This window comes from Streptomyces sp. CA-181903 (assembly GCF_050937075.1).
Classification (GTDB): domain Bacteria; phylum Actinomycetota; class Actinomycetes; order Streptomycetales; family Streptomycetaceae; genus Streptomyces.
Window position 1 is genome coordinate 6,806,029 of sequence record NZ_JBNJLY010000001.1, and the last position, 15,630, is coordinate 6,821,658.

The following is a 15,630-nucleotide window of genomic DNA, read 5'->3' on the forward strand; positions in this document are numbered from 1 at the left end:
GCCGAACGGGCGGGCGCGCTCACCGATGCCGCACCAGCGGGAACGGCAGCGTCTCCCGGATCGACAGCCCCGTCAGGAACATCACCAGCCGGTCCACCCCGATCCCCAGCCCGCCCGTCGGCGGCATCGCGTACTCCAGGGCGCGCAGGAAGTCCTCGTCCAGTTCCATCGCCTCCGGGTCGCCGCCCGCCGCCAGCAGCGACTGGGCGGTCAGCCGGTTCCGCTGCTCGACCGGGTCCGTCAACTCCGAGTAGGCCGTGCCCAGTTCGGTGCCGAACGCGACCAGGTCCCAGCGCTCGGCGAGGCGCGGGTCCGCGCGGTGCGGGCGGGTGAGGGGGGAGACGTCGGTGGGGAAGTCCTTGTAGAACACCGGCAGCGTGGTCCGCTCCTCGACCAGCCGCTCGTACATCTCCAGGACGACGTCCCCGCGCCCCTGCTCCGGCCGGTGCGGCACCCCCGCCGCGTCGCAGTGCCGCCGCAGCTCCGCCTCCGGGGTGTCCGCGGACACCTCCTCGCCGAGCGCCTCCGAGATCGCGCCGTACACCGTCCGCACCGGCCACACCCCGGAGATGTCGTGCTCGACGGTCTTCCCCGACTCCTCCGTGCGCACCGCCACCGCCGTGCCGTGCGCCGCGACCGCCGCCTCCTGGATCAACTCCCGCGTCAGGTGCAGCATCACGTCGTAGTCGGCGAACGCCTGGTACGCCTCCAGCATGGTGAACTCGGGATTGTGCTTGTAGGAGACGCCCTCGTTGCGGAAGGTGCGGCCCAGCTCGAAGACCTTCTCCAGGCCGCCCACGCACAGCCGCTTCAGATACAGCTCGGGGGCGATACGGAGGTACAGGTCAAGGTCGTAGGCGTTGATGTGGGTGGTGAACGGGCGGGCGTTCGCGCCGCCGTGCACCTGCTGGAGCATGGGCGTCTCCACCTCCAGGTAGCCCCGTTCCAGCAGCCCAGAGCGCAGCGCCTGCACGGCCGCGCTGCGCGCCCGTACCGTGCGCCGGGCGTCCGGCGAGACGGCGAGGTCCACGTACCGCATCCGCACCCGCGCCTCGGGGTCGCTGAGGCCGCGCCGCTTGTCGGGCAGCGGGCGCAGGCACTTGGCGATCAGCCGGGCCCGGGTGACGAAGAGGGTGAGCTCGCCGCGGTCGGTGGTGCCGATCTCGCCCTCCGCCTCGATGTGGTCGCCGAGGTCGAGCCGGGTGAAGCGGCGCAGCAGCTCGGGACCCGAGCCGTCCCGGGTGACGGTCAGCTGGAGGTCGCCCGACCAGTCGCGGAGCACGGCGAAGGCGATCCCGCCGTGGTTGCGCAGCAGCAGCACGCGGCCCGCCACGGCCGCCCGCTCCCCGGTGCGCGCGCCGGGCGCGAGCCCCGCGTGCGCCGCGTGGACGGCGGCGGCCGTGTGCGTCCGGTGGGCGTCCGGCGGGTACGGGTCGACGCCCTCCCGGCGGAGCCGCTCCAGCTTGCGGCGGCGCACCCGCACCTGCTCGGGCAGCCGCTCCAGCTCGTCCCGGACCAGGTCGCCCCCGGCCTCCGGGCCGAGGCCCAGCTCCGACAGCGGCGGCAGGCCGGCCGTCGACGCCGGGCTGGCCATGCCGCGCGCCCGTCCCCGGCCCCACAGCTGCCCCAGGCTGGGCACCGAGACGAAGCCCTCGGCGATGCCCGAGGCCAGCCCGATGCGGGCGAGGGCGCCGGCGTCCGCGTAGCAGAGGAAGCGCGGATGCCACTCGGGGTTGTACTTGACGTTCGACCGGTAGAGCGCTTCGAGCTGCCACCACTTGGAGAAGATCAGCAGCAGCCTGCGCCACAGCCGCAGTACCGGTCCCGCGCCGATCCGGGCGCCCTCCTCGAACGCCGAGCGGAACACGGCGAAGTTGAGGGAGATCCGCTTGATCCCGAACCGGCCGGCCTGTGCGCACAGCCGCGCCACCATGAACTCCATGACGCCGTTGGGCGCCGCCCGGTCGCGCCGCATCACGTCGAGGGAGACCCCGTCCCGCCCCCAGGGCACGAAGGACAGCAGGGCGATCATCCGGCCCTCGCTGTCGAACGCCTCGACCAGCAGGCAGTCCCCGTCCGCCGGGTCGCCCAGCCGCCCGAGCGCCATCGAGAAGCCGCGCTCGGTCTCGGTGTCCCGCCAGGCGTCCGCACGTCGGATGACCTCGCGCATCTCCTCGTCGGAGAGCGCGGCGTGCCGCCGCACGCGGACGGACGCGCCGGTGCGCTCCACCCGGTTGACGGCCTGCCGGGTCACCCGCATCTCCCGGCCCTCCAGGTCGAACGAGGCCACCTGGAGGATCGCCTCGTCACCGAGCTGGAGCGCGCCCAGCCCCGAGCGGGCGTACGCGCGGGCACCCTCCTCCCCGGCGCCCATCACCGCCGGCTGCCACCCGTACCGTCCGGCCAGCTCCAGCCAGGCGTCGATGGCCGGCGTCCACGCCTCCGGGTCGCCCAGCGGGTCGCCGGAGGCCAGGCAGACGCCCGCCTCCACCCGGTAGGTGACGGCGGCCTTGCCGCTGGGGGAGAAGACCACGGCCTTGTCCCGGCGCGTCGCGAAGTAGCCGAGCGAGTCCCGGCCGCCGTAGCGGGCGAGCAGGGCGCGGATGCGCGGCTCCTCGTCGCCGTGCAGCGCGGCCTCCAGACGCTGCGAGCGGAACAGCGTCGTCGTCGCGTTGAGCAGCGCCAGCGCGCCGAACAGGCCGAGCAGGAAGTACACCGGGTGCGGCGGGTGTCCGGTGAAGTGCCGGTTGCTGACCAGTCCGCCGCACACCTTGTTGGCCACGAACAGCAGCCGGTTCCCGCCGCCGCGCTCCAGCGACCCGGGGAACAGCTCCACCAGCCCCCAGCCCACCAGCGTGCCCACCACGAGACCGGCCACCAGCACCAGCAGGGCCCGGACGAACGCGCCCCGCCGCACCTGCGCGTAGAACTCGCGGCGCGCCAGGAAGAGCAGGGCCATCGCTGCCAGCGACAGGACCAGCGACGGGATCGTGTCCCAGTAGCCGACGGCGAGCAGCAGCACGTCCGCCAGCACCAGCAGCGTCAGGTAGGCGAGGACGAACCAGAGCGCGGGCCGCTTGCGGGCGGCCGTCGCGGTGGCGAGCAGCAGCAGGAAGACCGCGTACGCCAGGTTGGGCGCCGTGGGGACGGTGAGGGTGTCGAGGGCGTTCGTCAGCGGGTGCGCCGCGCGCCGCAGCGGGGGGATCAGCGAGGTGAGCGCGCAGAACACGCCGAGCAGGCCGAAGAAGAGGGCGAAGCCGCCCGGCACCCGGCGCAGCGGGCGGCCGGGTGCCGGTCCGGCTTCCTCCGCGCCCTCGGCGTCGCGCGCCGGCCCCTGCTCCACCGCGGTGCGCCCGCGCTCCCGGACTGTGCGGCTCATTCCGTCAGCCTAGGCAGGCCCGGAGCCCCACGCCCGTCGAACACCCCGGGAACGTAGGCACGGGACGTCACCCGTCCCGCGGCGTGGCTCGGCCCGTCCACTGACCCGATCGGGAGTTTGTCACCCGAAGGGAGGACATGTGCCATGCCGGGGCACCTGGCGCGATACGCGAGACTTGCGGACGACCGAAGCTCCGCCGAGGAGGCAACCATGGCCGTTTCCATCTCCGTGATCCTGCTTCTCGTGATTCTGGCCGTGGTGTTCCTGCGCAACGGGGGCCTGCGGGCGTCCCACGCGCTGGTGTGCGTCCTGCTCGGGTTCATGCTGGCCAGTACCAGCATCGCCCCGACCATCTCGCACGGCATCACCGCGACCGCCGACCTGGTCGCCAGCGTGCGGCCCTGACCCCAGGGCGGGGCGTCGTCGCATCGGCGGTGCACCGCGGTACCGAGGCGCCGTCCCGTGCGGACGGCGCCTCACCGCTGCCCGGGGGTCCTATCGGACGAAGATCCCGATCCCGTTCGGCACCGCCCGCTCCGTCCCGCCCGACGGGTGGTTGCGCACCGCCGCGCGCCCCCCGGAGCCCCGGGTGACCAGCGTGCTCGACCCGCCGCCGTCCAGGTTGAACGCGTCGACCGCGCCCAGCTTCCGCAGGGCGGCCGCCAGTTCGGCCAGGGTCAGCCCGGCGCGGTACTCGGCCCGGCCGTCCAGGGCCAGCAGATAGAGGCGCCGGCCGTGATCGGCCACCCCCGCCGCGGTGCGCACCGCGGCCCTCGTGGCGTCCAGCCCGCCGAGCGCGCGGCCGTCCCGCAGGATCGGGAAGCCGCCCAGCGCGAAGCGCACCGGCCCGGACTCCCGGGAGCGCAGTCGGTTCGACACCTCCACCCGGTCGCCGACCTCCAGCCGGCCCAGGTCGCGGGCCCCGCCGTCCCGGCCCAGCAGCACCACGGACCCCCGGGGATCGCGCCCTTGCCGGGCTTGTGGGAGACCGCCGCCACCCGGCCGTTCCGGACCGTGACCTCCAGCGTCGTCCGGCTGCACGGCGCGCCGCGGTCGGTGTCGGTGCCGCAGGTGGCGCGCAGCCGGGACGCCGTGCCCCAGTCCGGGGTGTACGCCCCGACGCCGCCGACCGGCAGCGCGTACTGGTTGAAGCCGCTCAGCTCCAGCTCGTCGCCCCCCGACCGGACCACGCCCTCGAACCGCAACCGGTCCAGGCGCGCCACCCGGTCGCCGCCCACGGCGAGGACGTCCTCGGTGGCGACCCCGCGCGGCATCGCCGGGCCGAAGCGCTGGCCGTCCGGCACCGCGGACTTCAGCGCCCGGCCGCCGGCCACGGCCGGGCCCACCGGGGCGCCGGTCGCGTCGACCCCGGGGTGCTGCTCCTCCGCGATGTTGAAGAAGTCACCGTTCACCCCGCCGACGGCACCCCGCCGGTCCGCCAGCCGGGAGACGCTCTCCCGCGCCCCGACCACCCCCGGGTAGAGCAGATCGACGGAGACCCGCTTCTCCCGCAGGTCCACGGTCAGCAGGTGGCCGTGCGCGGGCCCGTGACCGCCCCTCAGCGAGAACTCCCGGTAGCCCACCCCGGGCGCCACCGCGGCCGGAGCGCCCAGCGACAGCGCGCCCGGCGCGCCGCTCCCGACGTCCGGCCCGGCCCACGCGGTGGCCCCGCCGGCCCCCGCCACCAGGGACACCCACGCCACCAGCCCCGTCAGCACCGCGCGCACGCGGCATCCGCGTCTCATCACCGTCACCCCTGAAGACCCGTCGACTGCACCACACCACAAGGGGCCCTATCCCTGCCCCGGAAGAACGGCGGCGAAAGCACCGGCGTCGATCCCGGCAACTCTCGGCACGTCCCTGCCGAACAGCCTTTCGGGCCCCGATACTTCACTGACAGCAACACGCGCAGCACAGGCGTATCCCGCGCACGGTCCGCGTGCGCGTCCCCCGAACACCCGCTCCCCTGGAGGGACCGTGACCCCGTCCGTCTCCGGCCGCCCCGGACCGTCGCGCCACACCCGCCGCGCCGTCGTCGTCACCCTGGGCGCCGCCCTCGCGGGCACCGTCGCCCCGCCCGCCCTCGCCGGCACCGCGCGCGGCAGACACACCCCGCCGCCCCTGCGCCGCGCGCACGCCCACAACGACTACGAGCACCCGCACCCGCTCACCGACGCCCTCTCCCACGGCTTCGGCAGCGTCGAGGCGGACATCTGGCTCGTCGGCGACAAGCTCCTCGTCGCCCACGACCCCGCCGGCCTCGACCCGCGGCGCACCCTCGCCGCGCTCTACCTCGACCCGCTGCTGCGCCGCGTCCGGGCCAACGGCGGCCGGGTGTACCGGGGTTACGACAGCTCCCTGCAACTGCTGATCGACGTCAAGTCCGCGGGCGACGCCACGTACCGCGCCCTGTCGCGGGAACTGCGCCGCTACCGCGAGATGCTCACCGGCTGCGCGGACGGCCGGGTCAGGACCGGCGCGGTGACGGCCGTGGTCTCCGGCGACCGCGCGGCCCGCGGGCCGATGGAGGCGGAACGGGTGCGGTACGCCTTCTACGACGGGCGGTTGACGGACCTCGGTACCGCGGCGCCCGCCTCGTTCCTCCCGCTCGTCAGCGACAACTGGGGGCAGAACTTCCGCTGGCAGGGCGTGGGGCCGATGCCCGCCGGGGAACGGGCGGCGCTGCGGCGGATCGTCCGACGGGCGCACGCCGAGCACCGGCGGGTGCGGTTCTGGGCGACACCCGACCTGCCGGGACCGGCGCGGGAGGCGGTGTGGCGGGAGCTGCTGGCGGCCGGCGTCGACCACCTCAACACGGACGATCTGGCGGGTCTTGAGGCGTTCCTCCGCGCAGCTCGCTGAGCACGTGGCGGAACGCGTCCTCCGGGACCCGGGGCAGCAGCAGGGCCACGGCGTGGAGGAGCTTGCCAAGCAGGAACGTGGTGTCGGGCGTGGTCCGCACCAGCTCGCGGACCGCGTCCGGGTCCTCCCGCCACACCGATTCCAGCAGCAAGGCGACATCGGGCGCGGCCTCCTCGTCCGTCCGGACCCAGCCGAGCTCGTCCGGCGACCGTCCGGCGAGGTGCCGCAGCACCCGGTCGGCGACGCCGGGCCGGTACACCTTGCGGACCGCCTCGTTGGCGATCCAGACGAGGGCCGCGACGAGGTACCGGGCCTCGTCCGCCGCCATGTCTCCGGGCAGGCCGTCGTCGAAGGCGCGCTGGTTGCCGTGCCGGAAGGCCAGCAGGAGGCAGGCGGCCCGCGCCTTCGCCGCGGTGACATTCTGGTGCATATCGACCGTCACTCGGAAAATCGTACGGTCGGATCGTCGGTACGGTGGGCTCCGCCACGCGGGCCTGTGCCGGGCGCCGCATGACGGAATGTCATGCTCCCGCGCGGACCGTGTGACGGTCCTGTCGGCCCCGGGTGGCGGTGGCGCCCGGGGGAGGACGCTGGACGCATGGCCACCCCGCCCCAGCCGCCCCGCGACCGCCCGCCCGGCCCGCCTCCCGGCGCGTTCGGCCCCGCACCCCCGGGTTGGCCGCCGCCACCGCCGCCGGACGGGGGCGAAGGCGGCGGTCGGCGCCGGCGGTGGCTCGTCATCGGCGCGCTCGTCGTGCTGCTGGCGTGCGGCGTCGGACTCGCCGTCGCCCTGGTCGCGAAGGACGACCGCGGCCGCCCCGCACCGGACACCACGCCGACGGCCCGCGCCTCCGCGACCCCCTCGTTGCCCCGAGACCTTCCGACGGCCCTCCCCAGCGGGCTGCCCACCAGCCTCCCGTCCGGTCTCCTGCCCTCGGGGTTCCCCACGGAACTCCCCTCCGCATTCCCCACGGCCTTCCCGACCCGGCTCCCCCGGCTCCCGACCGCGTTCCCGACGGCCCTGCCGTCCGGTCTGCCCGGCGGGGTGTCGGCGGTGGGAGCACGGTGAGCGGGGCGGAACGGCGGGCGGGGGCAGGGGCCGGCGCGTAGGGGATCATCCGCGGGGCGGGCGGGTGCTCCTGCCGCCTCCGGCCTTCAAGGGCGCGGTGCCCGCAGGGTCACCAGATCCGTCAGCTCCGCGTCGGTCAGTTCGGTCAGCGGCGTCATCCCGCCGTCCCCCGCCGTCAGGACGGCGTCGGCCAGGGCCTGCTTGCGGCGCAGGAGTTCCGCGACACGGTCCTCGACGGTGCCCTCGGTGACCAGCCGGTGCACGTGCACGCGACGGGTCTGGCCGATGCGGTGGGCGCGGTCGGTGGCCTGGGCCTCCACGGCGGGGTTCCACCAGCGGTCGAAGTGCACGACGTGCTCGGCACGGGTGAGGTTCAGGCCCGTGCCCGCGGCTCGCAACGACAGCAGAAGAACCGGAAGTTCACCGCTCTGGAAGCGCCGGACCAGCTCTTCCCGGCCGGCCACGGGAGTGCCGCCGTGCAGCAGGCGCGCGGGCACACCGCGGTCGGCGAGGTGTCGTTCCAGGAGGCGGGCCATCCGTACGTACTGGGTGAAGACGAGCACACCGGCACCGTCGGCGAGGGCGGTGTCGAGCAGCCCGTCCAGCAGCTCCAGCTTGCCCGAGCGGCCCGCGAGACGCGGTGCCGTGTCCTCCTTGAGGAACTGCGCCGGATGGTTGCAGATCTGCTTCAGGCTCGTCAGCAGCCTGACGACCAGTCCGCGCCGCCGTGGGCCGTCCGCCTCGGTGATCTCGGTGAGCCGTTCGCGCACCACCGCCTCGTACAGCCCGGCCTGTTCGGCCGTGAGCGCGGCGACGCGGTCGGTCTCCGCCTTGGGCGGGAGCTCGGGAGCGATGCCCGGGTCGGACTTGCGGCGGCGCAGCAGGAACGGGCGGATCAGCGCGGCGAGGCGCCGGGCCGCGTCCGGGTCGGTGCCGGACTCGACGGCCCGGGCGTGGCGCCGGCGGAACGCGTCCAGCGGGCCGAGGAGGCCGGGCGTCGTCCAGTCGAGGATGGCCCAGAGCTCGGTGAGGTCGTTCTCCACGGGGGTGCCGGTGAGCGCGACGCGGGTCTGCCCGGGGATGGCGCGCAGCCGACGGGCGGTGGCGGAGTGCGGGTTCTTGACGTGCTGGGCCTCGTCGGCGACGACCAGGCCCCACCCGGCGCCCTCGAGGTCGGCGGCGGCCCGCCGCATCGTGCCGTACGTCGTGAGGACGAACTCGTCGGCCGACAGCCCGGCCAGGGAGCGGGACGTGCCGTGGAAGCGGCGGACGGGGACGCCGGGGGCGAAACGTTCGATCTCCCGCTGCCAGTTGCCCAGGACGGAGGCGGGGCAGACGACGAGTGTCGGGCCCGCCGCCCCGGGCCGGGCGCGGCGGCGCAGGTGCAGGGCGATGAGGGTGACGGTCTTGCCCAGCCCCATGTCGTCGGCCAGGCAGCAGCCGAGCCCGAGCGAGGTCATGCGGTCCAGCCAGGCCAGGCCGTGGAGTTGGTGGTCGCGCAGGGTGGCGGCGAGACCGGCCGGGTGGGGTACCGGCTCCGGGGCGGCGCCGGGGTCCGCGATCAGGTCCCGGAGGGCCGCCAGCCGGCCGACCGGGCGGACCTCCACCGTCTCGTCGGGGCCCTCCCCGGTCGCGGCCCGGCCGGTGAGGGCGATGCCCAGGGCCTCGACCGGGGCGACCGCGCGGGGGCGCCGCGCGCGGGCGCGGCGGACGGCGGCCGGGTCGACCAGCACCCACCTGTCCCGCAGCCGCACCACCGGGCGGCGCGCCTCGGCGAGCCGGTCGAGGTCGGCGCGGCTCAGCTCCACGCCGCCGAGGGCGTGGCGCCAGCGGAACTCCAGCAGGGCGCCGGACGGGAAGGCGGGCGGGCCGGCCGGGCGCCGGTCCGGGCGCGCCGGCTCGCCGTCGCCCTCCGGCGGGCCGACGACGGCGTGCGCGGTGAGGGTGCGGACGAGCTCGCGCGGCCAGTGCACCTCGACGCCGGCGGCGTCCAGCGCCGCGCCGGCGGGACCGAGCAGCTCGACGGTCTCCGCGTCGGTCAGGTCGAGGGCGTCGGGGGCGGCGGCCGGCAGCAGCGGCTTCAGGGCGGGCCAGGCACGGGCGGCGCGGCGCAGGGCGAGCCGGGCGCCGGCCCGGGCGCCCGGGCCGCGGAGGGACGCGGCCGGGGAGGCGCCGGACCACACGTCGGCGGCGTCGGCGACCAGCGCCGGGTCGGCGAGGTCGTGCACCTGGAGGACGGCCCGGACGCGCGGGCCGGAGTCGCGGTCGCCGGTCGCCGTCAGGCCGTGGGCCTCGACACGGAGGGAGAGCCGGACGGCCGTGGCGGCGGCTTCCGGTGCGGGTTCCGGTACGGGATCCGGCCCCGGATTCGGGCTCGACGGGCCGGTGGCCGGCCGGTGACGAGGTGGGGGTACGGCGCCGGGGGAGCGGGGCAGGCCGTCGGCGACGGCGTCGAGGAAGGCGAGGACCAGCCGCTCCGGTTCGGGCGCGGGGAGCGGGCTCGCGCCGGGCGGCATGGTGCCGGCCAGGTCGCGGACGCGCCGGAGGTCCTCGGGGGCGAGGGGCACGGTGTCGCCCGGCCCCGGGAACAGGCGCCCGCGCGCGGCCAGTTGCAGACCGAGGACGGCGGCCGTGCCCCAGAAGGCGGTGGTCCCGCCGGCGCCGGCCGCGCGGGCGCGGGTGAGGGCGGGCAGGGCGGCGCGCACGGGCAGGACCAGGGCGCTCACCTCCGCCGGGGCCGCGCCGGAGCCGACTGCGATCGCTTCCACGGGCCCGCGCACGTCGGGAGTCGTCCCGTCCGGCCGCCAGAAGGCCACGCGGCCCGCGCCGGGCGGCTCGGCCGGCAGGAAGACGGCGGAGCAGCGGGCGAGCAGGGCGGCCTCGGCGGCGGTCGGGGTGGGCGGCGGGGTCACGGAGCGGTGCGTTCCTCGGGGCTGGGCGCGCGGCGCGGCGGTGGTGCGGACGGGGGCCGCCGAGGGTACAGGGCGCGCGGCGGGGGCCGTCGGGGAGGGCGCCGGCCGAACGCTCCGGGAGCGCGGCCGGATCCTCGCTCCGAGAGCTCACCGTTTGGGGAGCACCGCTGGTTCACCGCTGCGGTGGCGCGGCCGGATCCCCGCTCCGGGAGCACACTGGAGGCGGGAACCGGGCGCGGACGCCGGGCGTTGTCCGGGCGGCGTGGAAACCGGTCGGAGCGCGGAGTCGGAGCGCGCATCGCAGCACGTATCGGAGCACGTATCGGAGCGCGAGGAGGCACGGAGATGAGCGGCAGGGCGAAGGTCGCCGCCGGTGGCGTGGCGGTGGGAGCGCTCCTCCTGCTGGTGCTGCCCTTCTGGCCGGCGGTGCTGGTGATGGTGGGCGTGCCCGTCGGCGCGTACCTCCTGCTCGACCCCGCGCAGCGCAAGCGGCTGCGCCGGGTGTCGCGGAAGGAACTGGGGCGTTAGCCGGGGGCCGTCCGGCGGGTTCGGGTGGATCGGCGAGCCGTGTCCGGCGGATGCGGATCGCGAGCGGAAGGCCGCCCACGCATCAAGGCATCGGGCGTATCCGGCTGATCCCGGCATGGTGGCGAGCGGGCCTGCCTGACGCGCGTCGGAAGCCCACGGCGATCCGCCGGACAGGTGCTGGAGCCCGGCCGATCCGGTGGCTCGCGGGCCGCCTGCCAGGGCGCGGGCGTTCACGCGCGTCTCGGCGGGCGGTGACAGGCCCCGTCAGCCGGGCTGCTGCCGGCGTACATCGCTGTCCTGCCGCAGCCGGTCCGTGTGCCGGGTGACCGCGTCCACGCGCGCGGCGAGATCGGGGTGGTCCGCGCGCAGATGCGGATGGGTGTCGGCCAGGGGGCCGACGAGGTGGGCCGCGTCGTCCTGGGCGAGGGCGCGGGACAGGTGGCCGATGGGGGTGGCGGCCTCGGCGGGGAGGCCGGGCAGGGACGTGATCTGGCCGGCGAGCCGCCGCAGGTCGGCCGCGTTGTCACGGGCCCAGGCGGTGACGGTGCGCTCGGCCGCGCGGCGGTCGCGGGTGGCCTTCACCCGCTCCTCGCCGGTGGCCCCCGTGACGTCGGGGCGGAGCCGCAGGTAGCGGCGCTCGGCCGCCTGGCGGCTGGTCACGCCCAGCGGACGGGCGAGCTCGGCCCAGCTGGCGCCCGCCTCCCGGGCCGCCTCGATGAGGCCGGGCTCCCATTCGGCGAGCTGGTGGCGCACCTCGCGCAGCAGCAGGAGCGTGGCCAGGGCCTGTTCGACACGGGTCGGCCCGGTGCTCGGGTCGACCCCGCCCCCGTCCTCCCGCGCCGCCGTCCCGGCGCCGCGCACGGCCCGGTCGATGGTGCTGAGAGCCGCGGCGGCGGCCAGGAGCGAGGCCGGCCCGGGGGCCGGGGACGCTTCGGGGCGGTCGGCTGGTTCGGACACTGGGTCTCCCTCCCGGATGTCACCCTCGTGATGACATCTCGGTTGTCATCGTTCCGACGACATGCTACAACAGGAACAGGTGAAGCGCATTGGCAAGTGCCAGGACCAGTGGAGGTGTTTCCCGATGTTGATGCGCACCGACCCGTTCCGCGAGCTCGACCGGCTCACCCAGCAGCTCCTGGGGACGACCGGTACGTGGTCGAGGCCGTCCCCGATGCCGATGGACGCCTACCGCGAGGGCGACGAGTACGTGATCGCGCTGGACCTGCCCGGCGTCTCCACGGACGCCATCGACATCGACGTCGAGCGGAACATGCTGACCGTCAAGGCCGAACGCCGGCCGGCCGTGAAGGCGGACTCCGTGCAGATGGAGCTTTCCGAACGGCCGCTGGGCGTCTTCTCCCGCCAGCTGATGCTGGCCGACACCCTCGACACCGAGCACATCAAGGCCGACTACGAGGCGGGTGTGCTGACCCTGCGCATCCCGATCGCCGAGCGCGCCAAGCCCCGCAAGATCACCATCTCCGGCGGGGAGCAGCCCAAGCAGATCAGCGGCTGAACGCCGATCAGCGGCTGACCGGAAGCACCGCGTACAGCGCGCGGCGGGCGGGGCCCGACCCGCCCGCCGCCGGGCGCACACCCGAGGAGGCGGCGGTGACGCACATGAGGAACGACGCGTTCCTGGAAGCGGTCCGGGAACGGGGCGCGTACGCGTCGCGGCAGGAGGCGGACCGGGCGGCCCGGGTCGTCCTCGCGCTGCTCGGCGCGCACCTCGTGGGGGAGGAACGGAACCGGCTGGCCGCGCGGCTGCCCGAGACCTACTCCCTGATCCTCCTCAACCCGCTGCCCGCCGCGGAACCGCTCAGCGCGGAGCGGTTCGTCCGCGCGGCGGCGGCCTGGATCGAGGGAGCGACGGAGGAGACGGCCCTGTGGGACACCGGCGCCGTGCTCAGCGTGGTGGCCGAGGCCGTCGACAGGGATCTGATGCGCCGTGTCCTGCTCCAGCTCCCGCCGGGATACGACCTCCTCTTCGGCCGCCCCGGCGAGGCGTGACCGCCCCACCGCCCCGGCCGGCGCCGCGCCCGGGAGCCCCGATCGTGAACAGGGCCGTGAGCAAGACCGTGAACAGGACCGCGGACAGGCCCGCGAACAGGAAGGAATCGGAACGCATGACCTGGCACGACCTCGTGCGGCGGATACGCGCCGCGGGCCGGTACACCACCGACGGGGAGGCGGAGGACGTCCTGCGGGCCGTCCTGGCCGTCCTGGGCGGACACGTCACCGGTGAGGAACGCTGCGAACTCGCGGCGCTCCTGCCTCCCGAGGCCGGCGCGGTCCTGGCGGGCAGCATCCCGCTCACCCAGCCGCTGACCGCCTCCGAGTTCGTCGAGGCCGTCGCCGCCGCCCTGGACACCGCCCCGCCGTCCGCCCGGTGGGCCACCGGCACCGTCCTCACCGAGCTCGCCGGAACGGCCGGGGAGGAGCTCACCGGCCGGATCCTGGCCCAACTGCCCCGGGGCTACGCCCTCCTCTTCGGCCGCATCGAACTGGCGCCCGCGGCCTGAGCGTCGTCCGGACGGCGCGCCCGCGTCGGCGTCACCCGCGCGACGCCGGCGTGAACACCGGAGCGAGGGCCGCCTCCAGCAGCGTCCGCGGCCGTCCGGACCCGTCGGCCGGCACCGTCCACAGGTCGGAGCCGTAGTCACCGGGCAGCGAGTACACGAGGGTGTGCCCGTCCTGCCAGACGGCCTGATCGTCGATGTTCCGCCGTTCCGCCGTCGCGGTCTCCCGCAGGGTGCCCAGATCGAGTACGTACAGCCGCCAGGGGGCGTCGGACGACGCCCCCGCGACGCGCTTCTTGTAGGCGACGCGGGTGCCGTCGGGGGAGAGCGACGGGCACTCCACGTTGGTGTGCAGCGAGCGCAGGGTCCTCGCCGAGCGGTCGCCGCGGACGAGGTGGGTCCGGCCGCCGGTGGCGACCGTGGCGTAGAAGTGGTCGTCGTCGGCGAAGGTGACGCCCCAGACGTTGAGGTCGGCGGCCCTGTGCTCCTTGCCGTCCAGGAAGAAGCGGTACGTCTCCAGGCTGCGGTCCAGGCTTCCCGACCGGAGGTCGAGCATGGACGTGCGGGTGGAGAAGGAACTGCCCGCGTACGAGTCGCCGCTGACGAAGACCGTCCACGCCGCGACCCGACCACCGGGCGCCACCCGGGTCCGGCTCGGGATGCCCGCCAGGGCGTACCGCCGGACCTCCCGCAGGCGCGCGTCCAGCACGACGGCGCGGTAGCTGTCCCGGAGCGCCCCGTGCACCGCCTGGAGGCAGACGCCGGTGCCCGCGTCGGAGTGGAACCGCAGGCACCGCACGCCCGAGGCGGTGCGCGGACCGGACGGGTCCGCCTCGGCCACCGAGGTGAGTTCGTCCCGGTGCGGCCCCCACGCCATATTGCGGAAGACCGCGCGGCCCGGCGTCCCGAGGACCACCTCGCCGGAGCGCACCTCGGGGCCGCCGGCCTGGACGCGGTCCTTCTCCGCCGCGCGGTCCGCCGCGTGCAGGGTCGCCCCGAGGGCCACACCGCCCAGGACGAGGACCGCGACGAGCAGCACGATGATCCGGTGCGCGCGTCTCAACGGGCCACCTCGCTCTCCCCGTGGATGCCCTCCGGCGTCGCGGGACGCAGCAGACGCGCGCTGGCCAGCGCCGAGACGGCCAGTCCGACGGCCGCCAGCCCCAGCGCCGTACGGTCGCCCCAGGCCGTCCAGGCCGCGCCGAACGCGATCGAGCAGACGAACCGGGTCCCCGCCTGGCCGGTCTGCACCACGGCCAGACCGCTGCCGCGCACCGCCTCGGGCACCGCGTCGGCCGTCGCCGCCGCGAGGACGCCGTCCGTGGCCGCGTAGAAGGAGCCGTGCAGCAGGAGCACCGCCCCGGCGAGCGTGGGGGAGTCCCCGAGGGGCGCGACGAGGAGCACGTACGCCCCCAGCAGCGCCAGATGGCCGCAGACGAAGCACAGCCGGCGGCCGAACCGGTCGGCCAGGACGCCGACCGGCACCGCCAGCAGCAGGAAGGCCGCCGCCGTGCCCAGCGGCAGCAGCGGGAACCAGGACTCCGACAGGTCCAGGCGGCGTTGCAGCGTCAGGTAGAGGAACGAGTCGCTGACCGTCGTCAGCCCCAACAGCGCCGCGCACACGGCCAGTCGGCGGACCGCGGGCCGGCGCAGCAGCGCGCGCACCGGCGTGCGGGGCGCGTTCTGCGCCGTACGGCCGGCGGCTTGCTCCGGCGTACCGGAGCGCCCGGGGACGAACAGCAGCAGGACGAGCACCCCGAGCGCCGCCGTGCACCCGCTCACGGTGAACACCGCGTCGTAACCACCGGCGGCGACGCGGAGGATGAGGAACGCGGCCACCGGGCCGAGCAGGGCGCCGGCGGTGTCCATCGCCCGGTGCGTCCCGAACGCACGCCCCCGCTCGGCCGGTTCGCAGGCCAGCGAGATCATGGCGTCGCGCGGCGCCGTGCGCAGCCCCTTGCCCGTACGGTCGGCGGCCAGGACCGCGCCGATCAGCGGCACGGTGTGCACGGCGAGCAGCAGCGGCTTGCAGAGCGCCGACAGGCCGTAGCCGGCGGCGGCCACGGCCTTGGGCCCCGCGCCGCGGTCGGCGAGCCCGCCGCCGAGGAGCCGGACGAGGGCGCTGACCCCGTTGTAGACGCCGTCCAGGAGGCCGAAGCCGAGCGGGGAGAGGCCCAGTCCGGCCACGAGATAGAGCGGCAGGACGGCGGTGACCATCTCCGAGGACACGTCGGTGACCAGGCTGACGGTCCCCAGGACGAGCACCGTGCCGGGGACGGCGGCGTACCGCCGGCCGGACCGTCGGGTCCGGCCGGCGGGCGCGGTGGGCGCCGGGGACGTACGGCTGTCCGCGAGGTACAC

Annotated in this window: 13 protein-coding genes and 1 pseudogene; 7 read left to right on the plus strand and 7 right to left on the minus strand. The window is 75.8% G+C overall.

All coding sequences use genetic code 11. The features are described from left to right. Positions 1-19: 19 nt before the first annotated feature. On the minus strand, positions 20-3,379 hold the full coding sequence (gene lysX, locus ACQEVS_RS30150; RefSeq protein WP_433025820.1) for a bifunctional lysylphosphatidylglycerol synthetase/lysine--tRNA ligase LysX: 3,360 nt from the start codon (positions 3,377-3,379) through the stop codon (positions 20-22). A gap of 210 nt (positions 3,380-3,589) precedes the next feature. Between lysX and ACQEVS_RS30155 the strand changes: the two genes are divergently transcribed. Further along, positions 3,590-3,784 (plus strand): hypothetical protein, encoded by a 195-nt coding sequence (locus ACQEVS_RS30155; RefSeq protein ID WP_004940230.1) that lies wholly within the window; start codon positions 3,590-3,592, stop codon positions 3,782-3,784. 90 nt (positions 3,785-3,874) lie between these two features. Here ACQEVS_RS30155 and ACQEVS_RS30160 read toward each other — a convergent pair. Then, positions 3,875-5,106, minus strand: a pseudogene (locus ACQEVS_RS30160) (phosphodiester glycosidase family protein). A 250-nt stretch (positions 5,107-5,356) separates the two neighbouring features. Between ACQEVS_RS30160 and ACQEVS_RS30165 the strand changes: the two are divergent. After that, the gene (locus ACQEVS_RS30165) at positions 5,357-6,241 is read left to right on the plus strand and encodes a phosphatidylinositol-specific phospholipase C/glycerophosphodiester phosphodiesterase family protein (RefSeq protein WP_433025824.1); all 885 of its coding nucleotides are present in this window, start codon (positions 5,357-5,359) and stop codon (positions 6,239-6,241) included. On the opposite strand, the gene ACQEVS_RS30170 is transcribed toward ACQEVS_RS30165, so the two are convergent. Then, entirely contained in the window at positions 6,189-6,683 is a 495-nt protein-coding gene (locus tag ACQEVS_RS30170) for a hypothetical protein (RefSeq protein ID WP_433025827.1), read from the minus strand. The two genes, ACQEVS_RS30165 and ACQEVS_RS30170, sit on opposite strands and share 53 nt — an antisense overlap. 156 nt (positions 6,684-6,839) lie before the next feature. On the opposite strand from ACQEVS_RS30170, the gene ACQEVS_RS30175 reads away from it, so the two are divergent. Further along, positions 6,840-7,310 (plus strand): hypothetical protein, encoded by a 471-nt coding sequence (locus ACQEVS_RS30175; protein WP_433025830.1) that lies wholly within the window; start codon positions 6,840-6,842, stop codon positions 7,308-7,310. An 86-nt stretch (positions 7,311-7,396) separates the two neighbouring features. On the opposite strand, the gene ACQEVS_RS30180 is transcribed toward ACQEVS_RS30175, so the two are convergent. Beyond that, positions 7,397-10,222 (minus strand): SNF2-related protein, encoded by a 2,826-nt coding sequence (locus tag ACQEVS_RS30180; RefSeq protein ID WP_433025833.1) that lies wholly within the window; start codon positions 10,220-10,222, stop codon positions 7,397-7,399. Positions 10,223-10,567: 345 nt separating this feature from the next. On the opposite strand from ACQEVS_RS30180, the gene ACQEVS_RS30185 reads away from it, so the two are divergent. Next, positions 10,568-10,750 carry a hypothetical protein gene (locus ACQEVS_RS30185; protein ID WP_185942829.1) on the plus strand — a complete coding sequence of 61 codons (183 nt, stop codon included), beginning with the start codon at positions 10,568-10,570 and terminating at the stop codon, positions 10,748-10,750. A gap of 264 nt (positions 10,751-11,014) precedes the next feature. On the opposite strand, the gene ACQEVS_RS30190 is transcribed toward ACQEVS_RS30185, so the two are convergent. Further along, positions 11,015-11,707: a type III effector protein gene (locus ACQEVS_RS30190; protein ID WP_433025836.1), complete on the minus strand. Its 693-nt coding sequence runs from the start codon at positions 11,705-11,707 to the stop codon at positions 11,015-11,017. Positions 11,708-11,831: 124 nt separating this feature from the next. Here ACQEVS_RS30190 and ACQEVS_RS30195 point away from each other — a divergent pair, with 124 nt between their 5' ends. The 3 genes from ACQEVS_RS30195 (at position 11,832) to ACQEVS_RS30205 (ending at position 13,272) form a co-directional block, all read left to right on the plus strand. Then, positions 11,832-12,266, plus strand: coding sequence for an Hsp20/alpha crystallin family protein (locus ACQEVS_RS30195; RefSeq protein WP_433025839.1), 435 nt, complete (start codon positions 11,832-11,834; stop codon positions 12,264-12,266). Positions 12,267-12,370: 104 nt separating this feature from the next. Continuing rightward, positions 12,371-12,760: a DUF2267 domain-containing protein gene (locus tag ACQEVS_RS30200; protein ID WP_433028045.1), complete on the plus strand. Its 390-nt coding sequence runs from the start codon at positions 12,371-12,373 to the stop codon at positions 12,758-12,760. Between the two features lie 116 nt (positions 12,761-12,876). After that, positions 12,877-13,272: a DUF2267 domain-containing protein gene (locus ACQEVS_RS30205; RefSeq protein WP_433025842.1), complete on the plus strand. Its 396-nt coding sequence runs from the start codon at positions 12,877-12,879 to the stop codon at positions 13,270-13,272. Between the two features lie 31 nt (positions 13,273-13,303). On the opposite strand, the gene ACQEVS_RS30210 is transcribed toward ACQEVS_RS30205, so the two are convergent. Next, positions 13,304-14,332 carry a TolB family protein gene (locus ACQEVS_RS30210; protein WP_433025845.1) on the minus strand — a complete coding sequence of 343 codons (1,029 nt, stop codon included), beginning with the start codon at positions 14,330-14,332 and terminating at the stop codon, positions 13,304-13,306. Then, the gene (locus ACQEVS_RS30215) at positions 14,329-15,630 is read right to left on the minus strand and encodes an MFS transporter (protein WP_433025848.1); all 1,302 of its coding nucleotides are present in this window, start codon (positions 15,628-15,630) and stop codon (positions 14,329-14,331) included. Before ACQEVS_RS30215 ends, ACQEVS_RS30210 begins: the two co-directional genes overlap by 4 nt.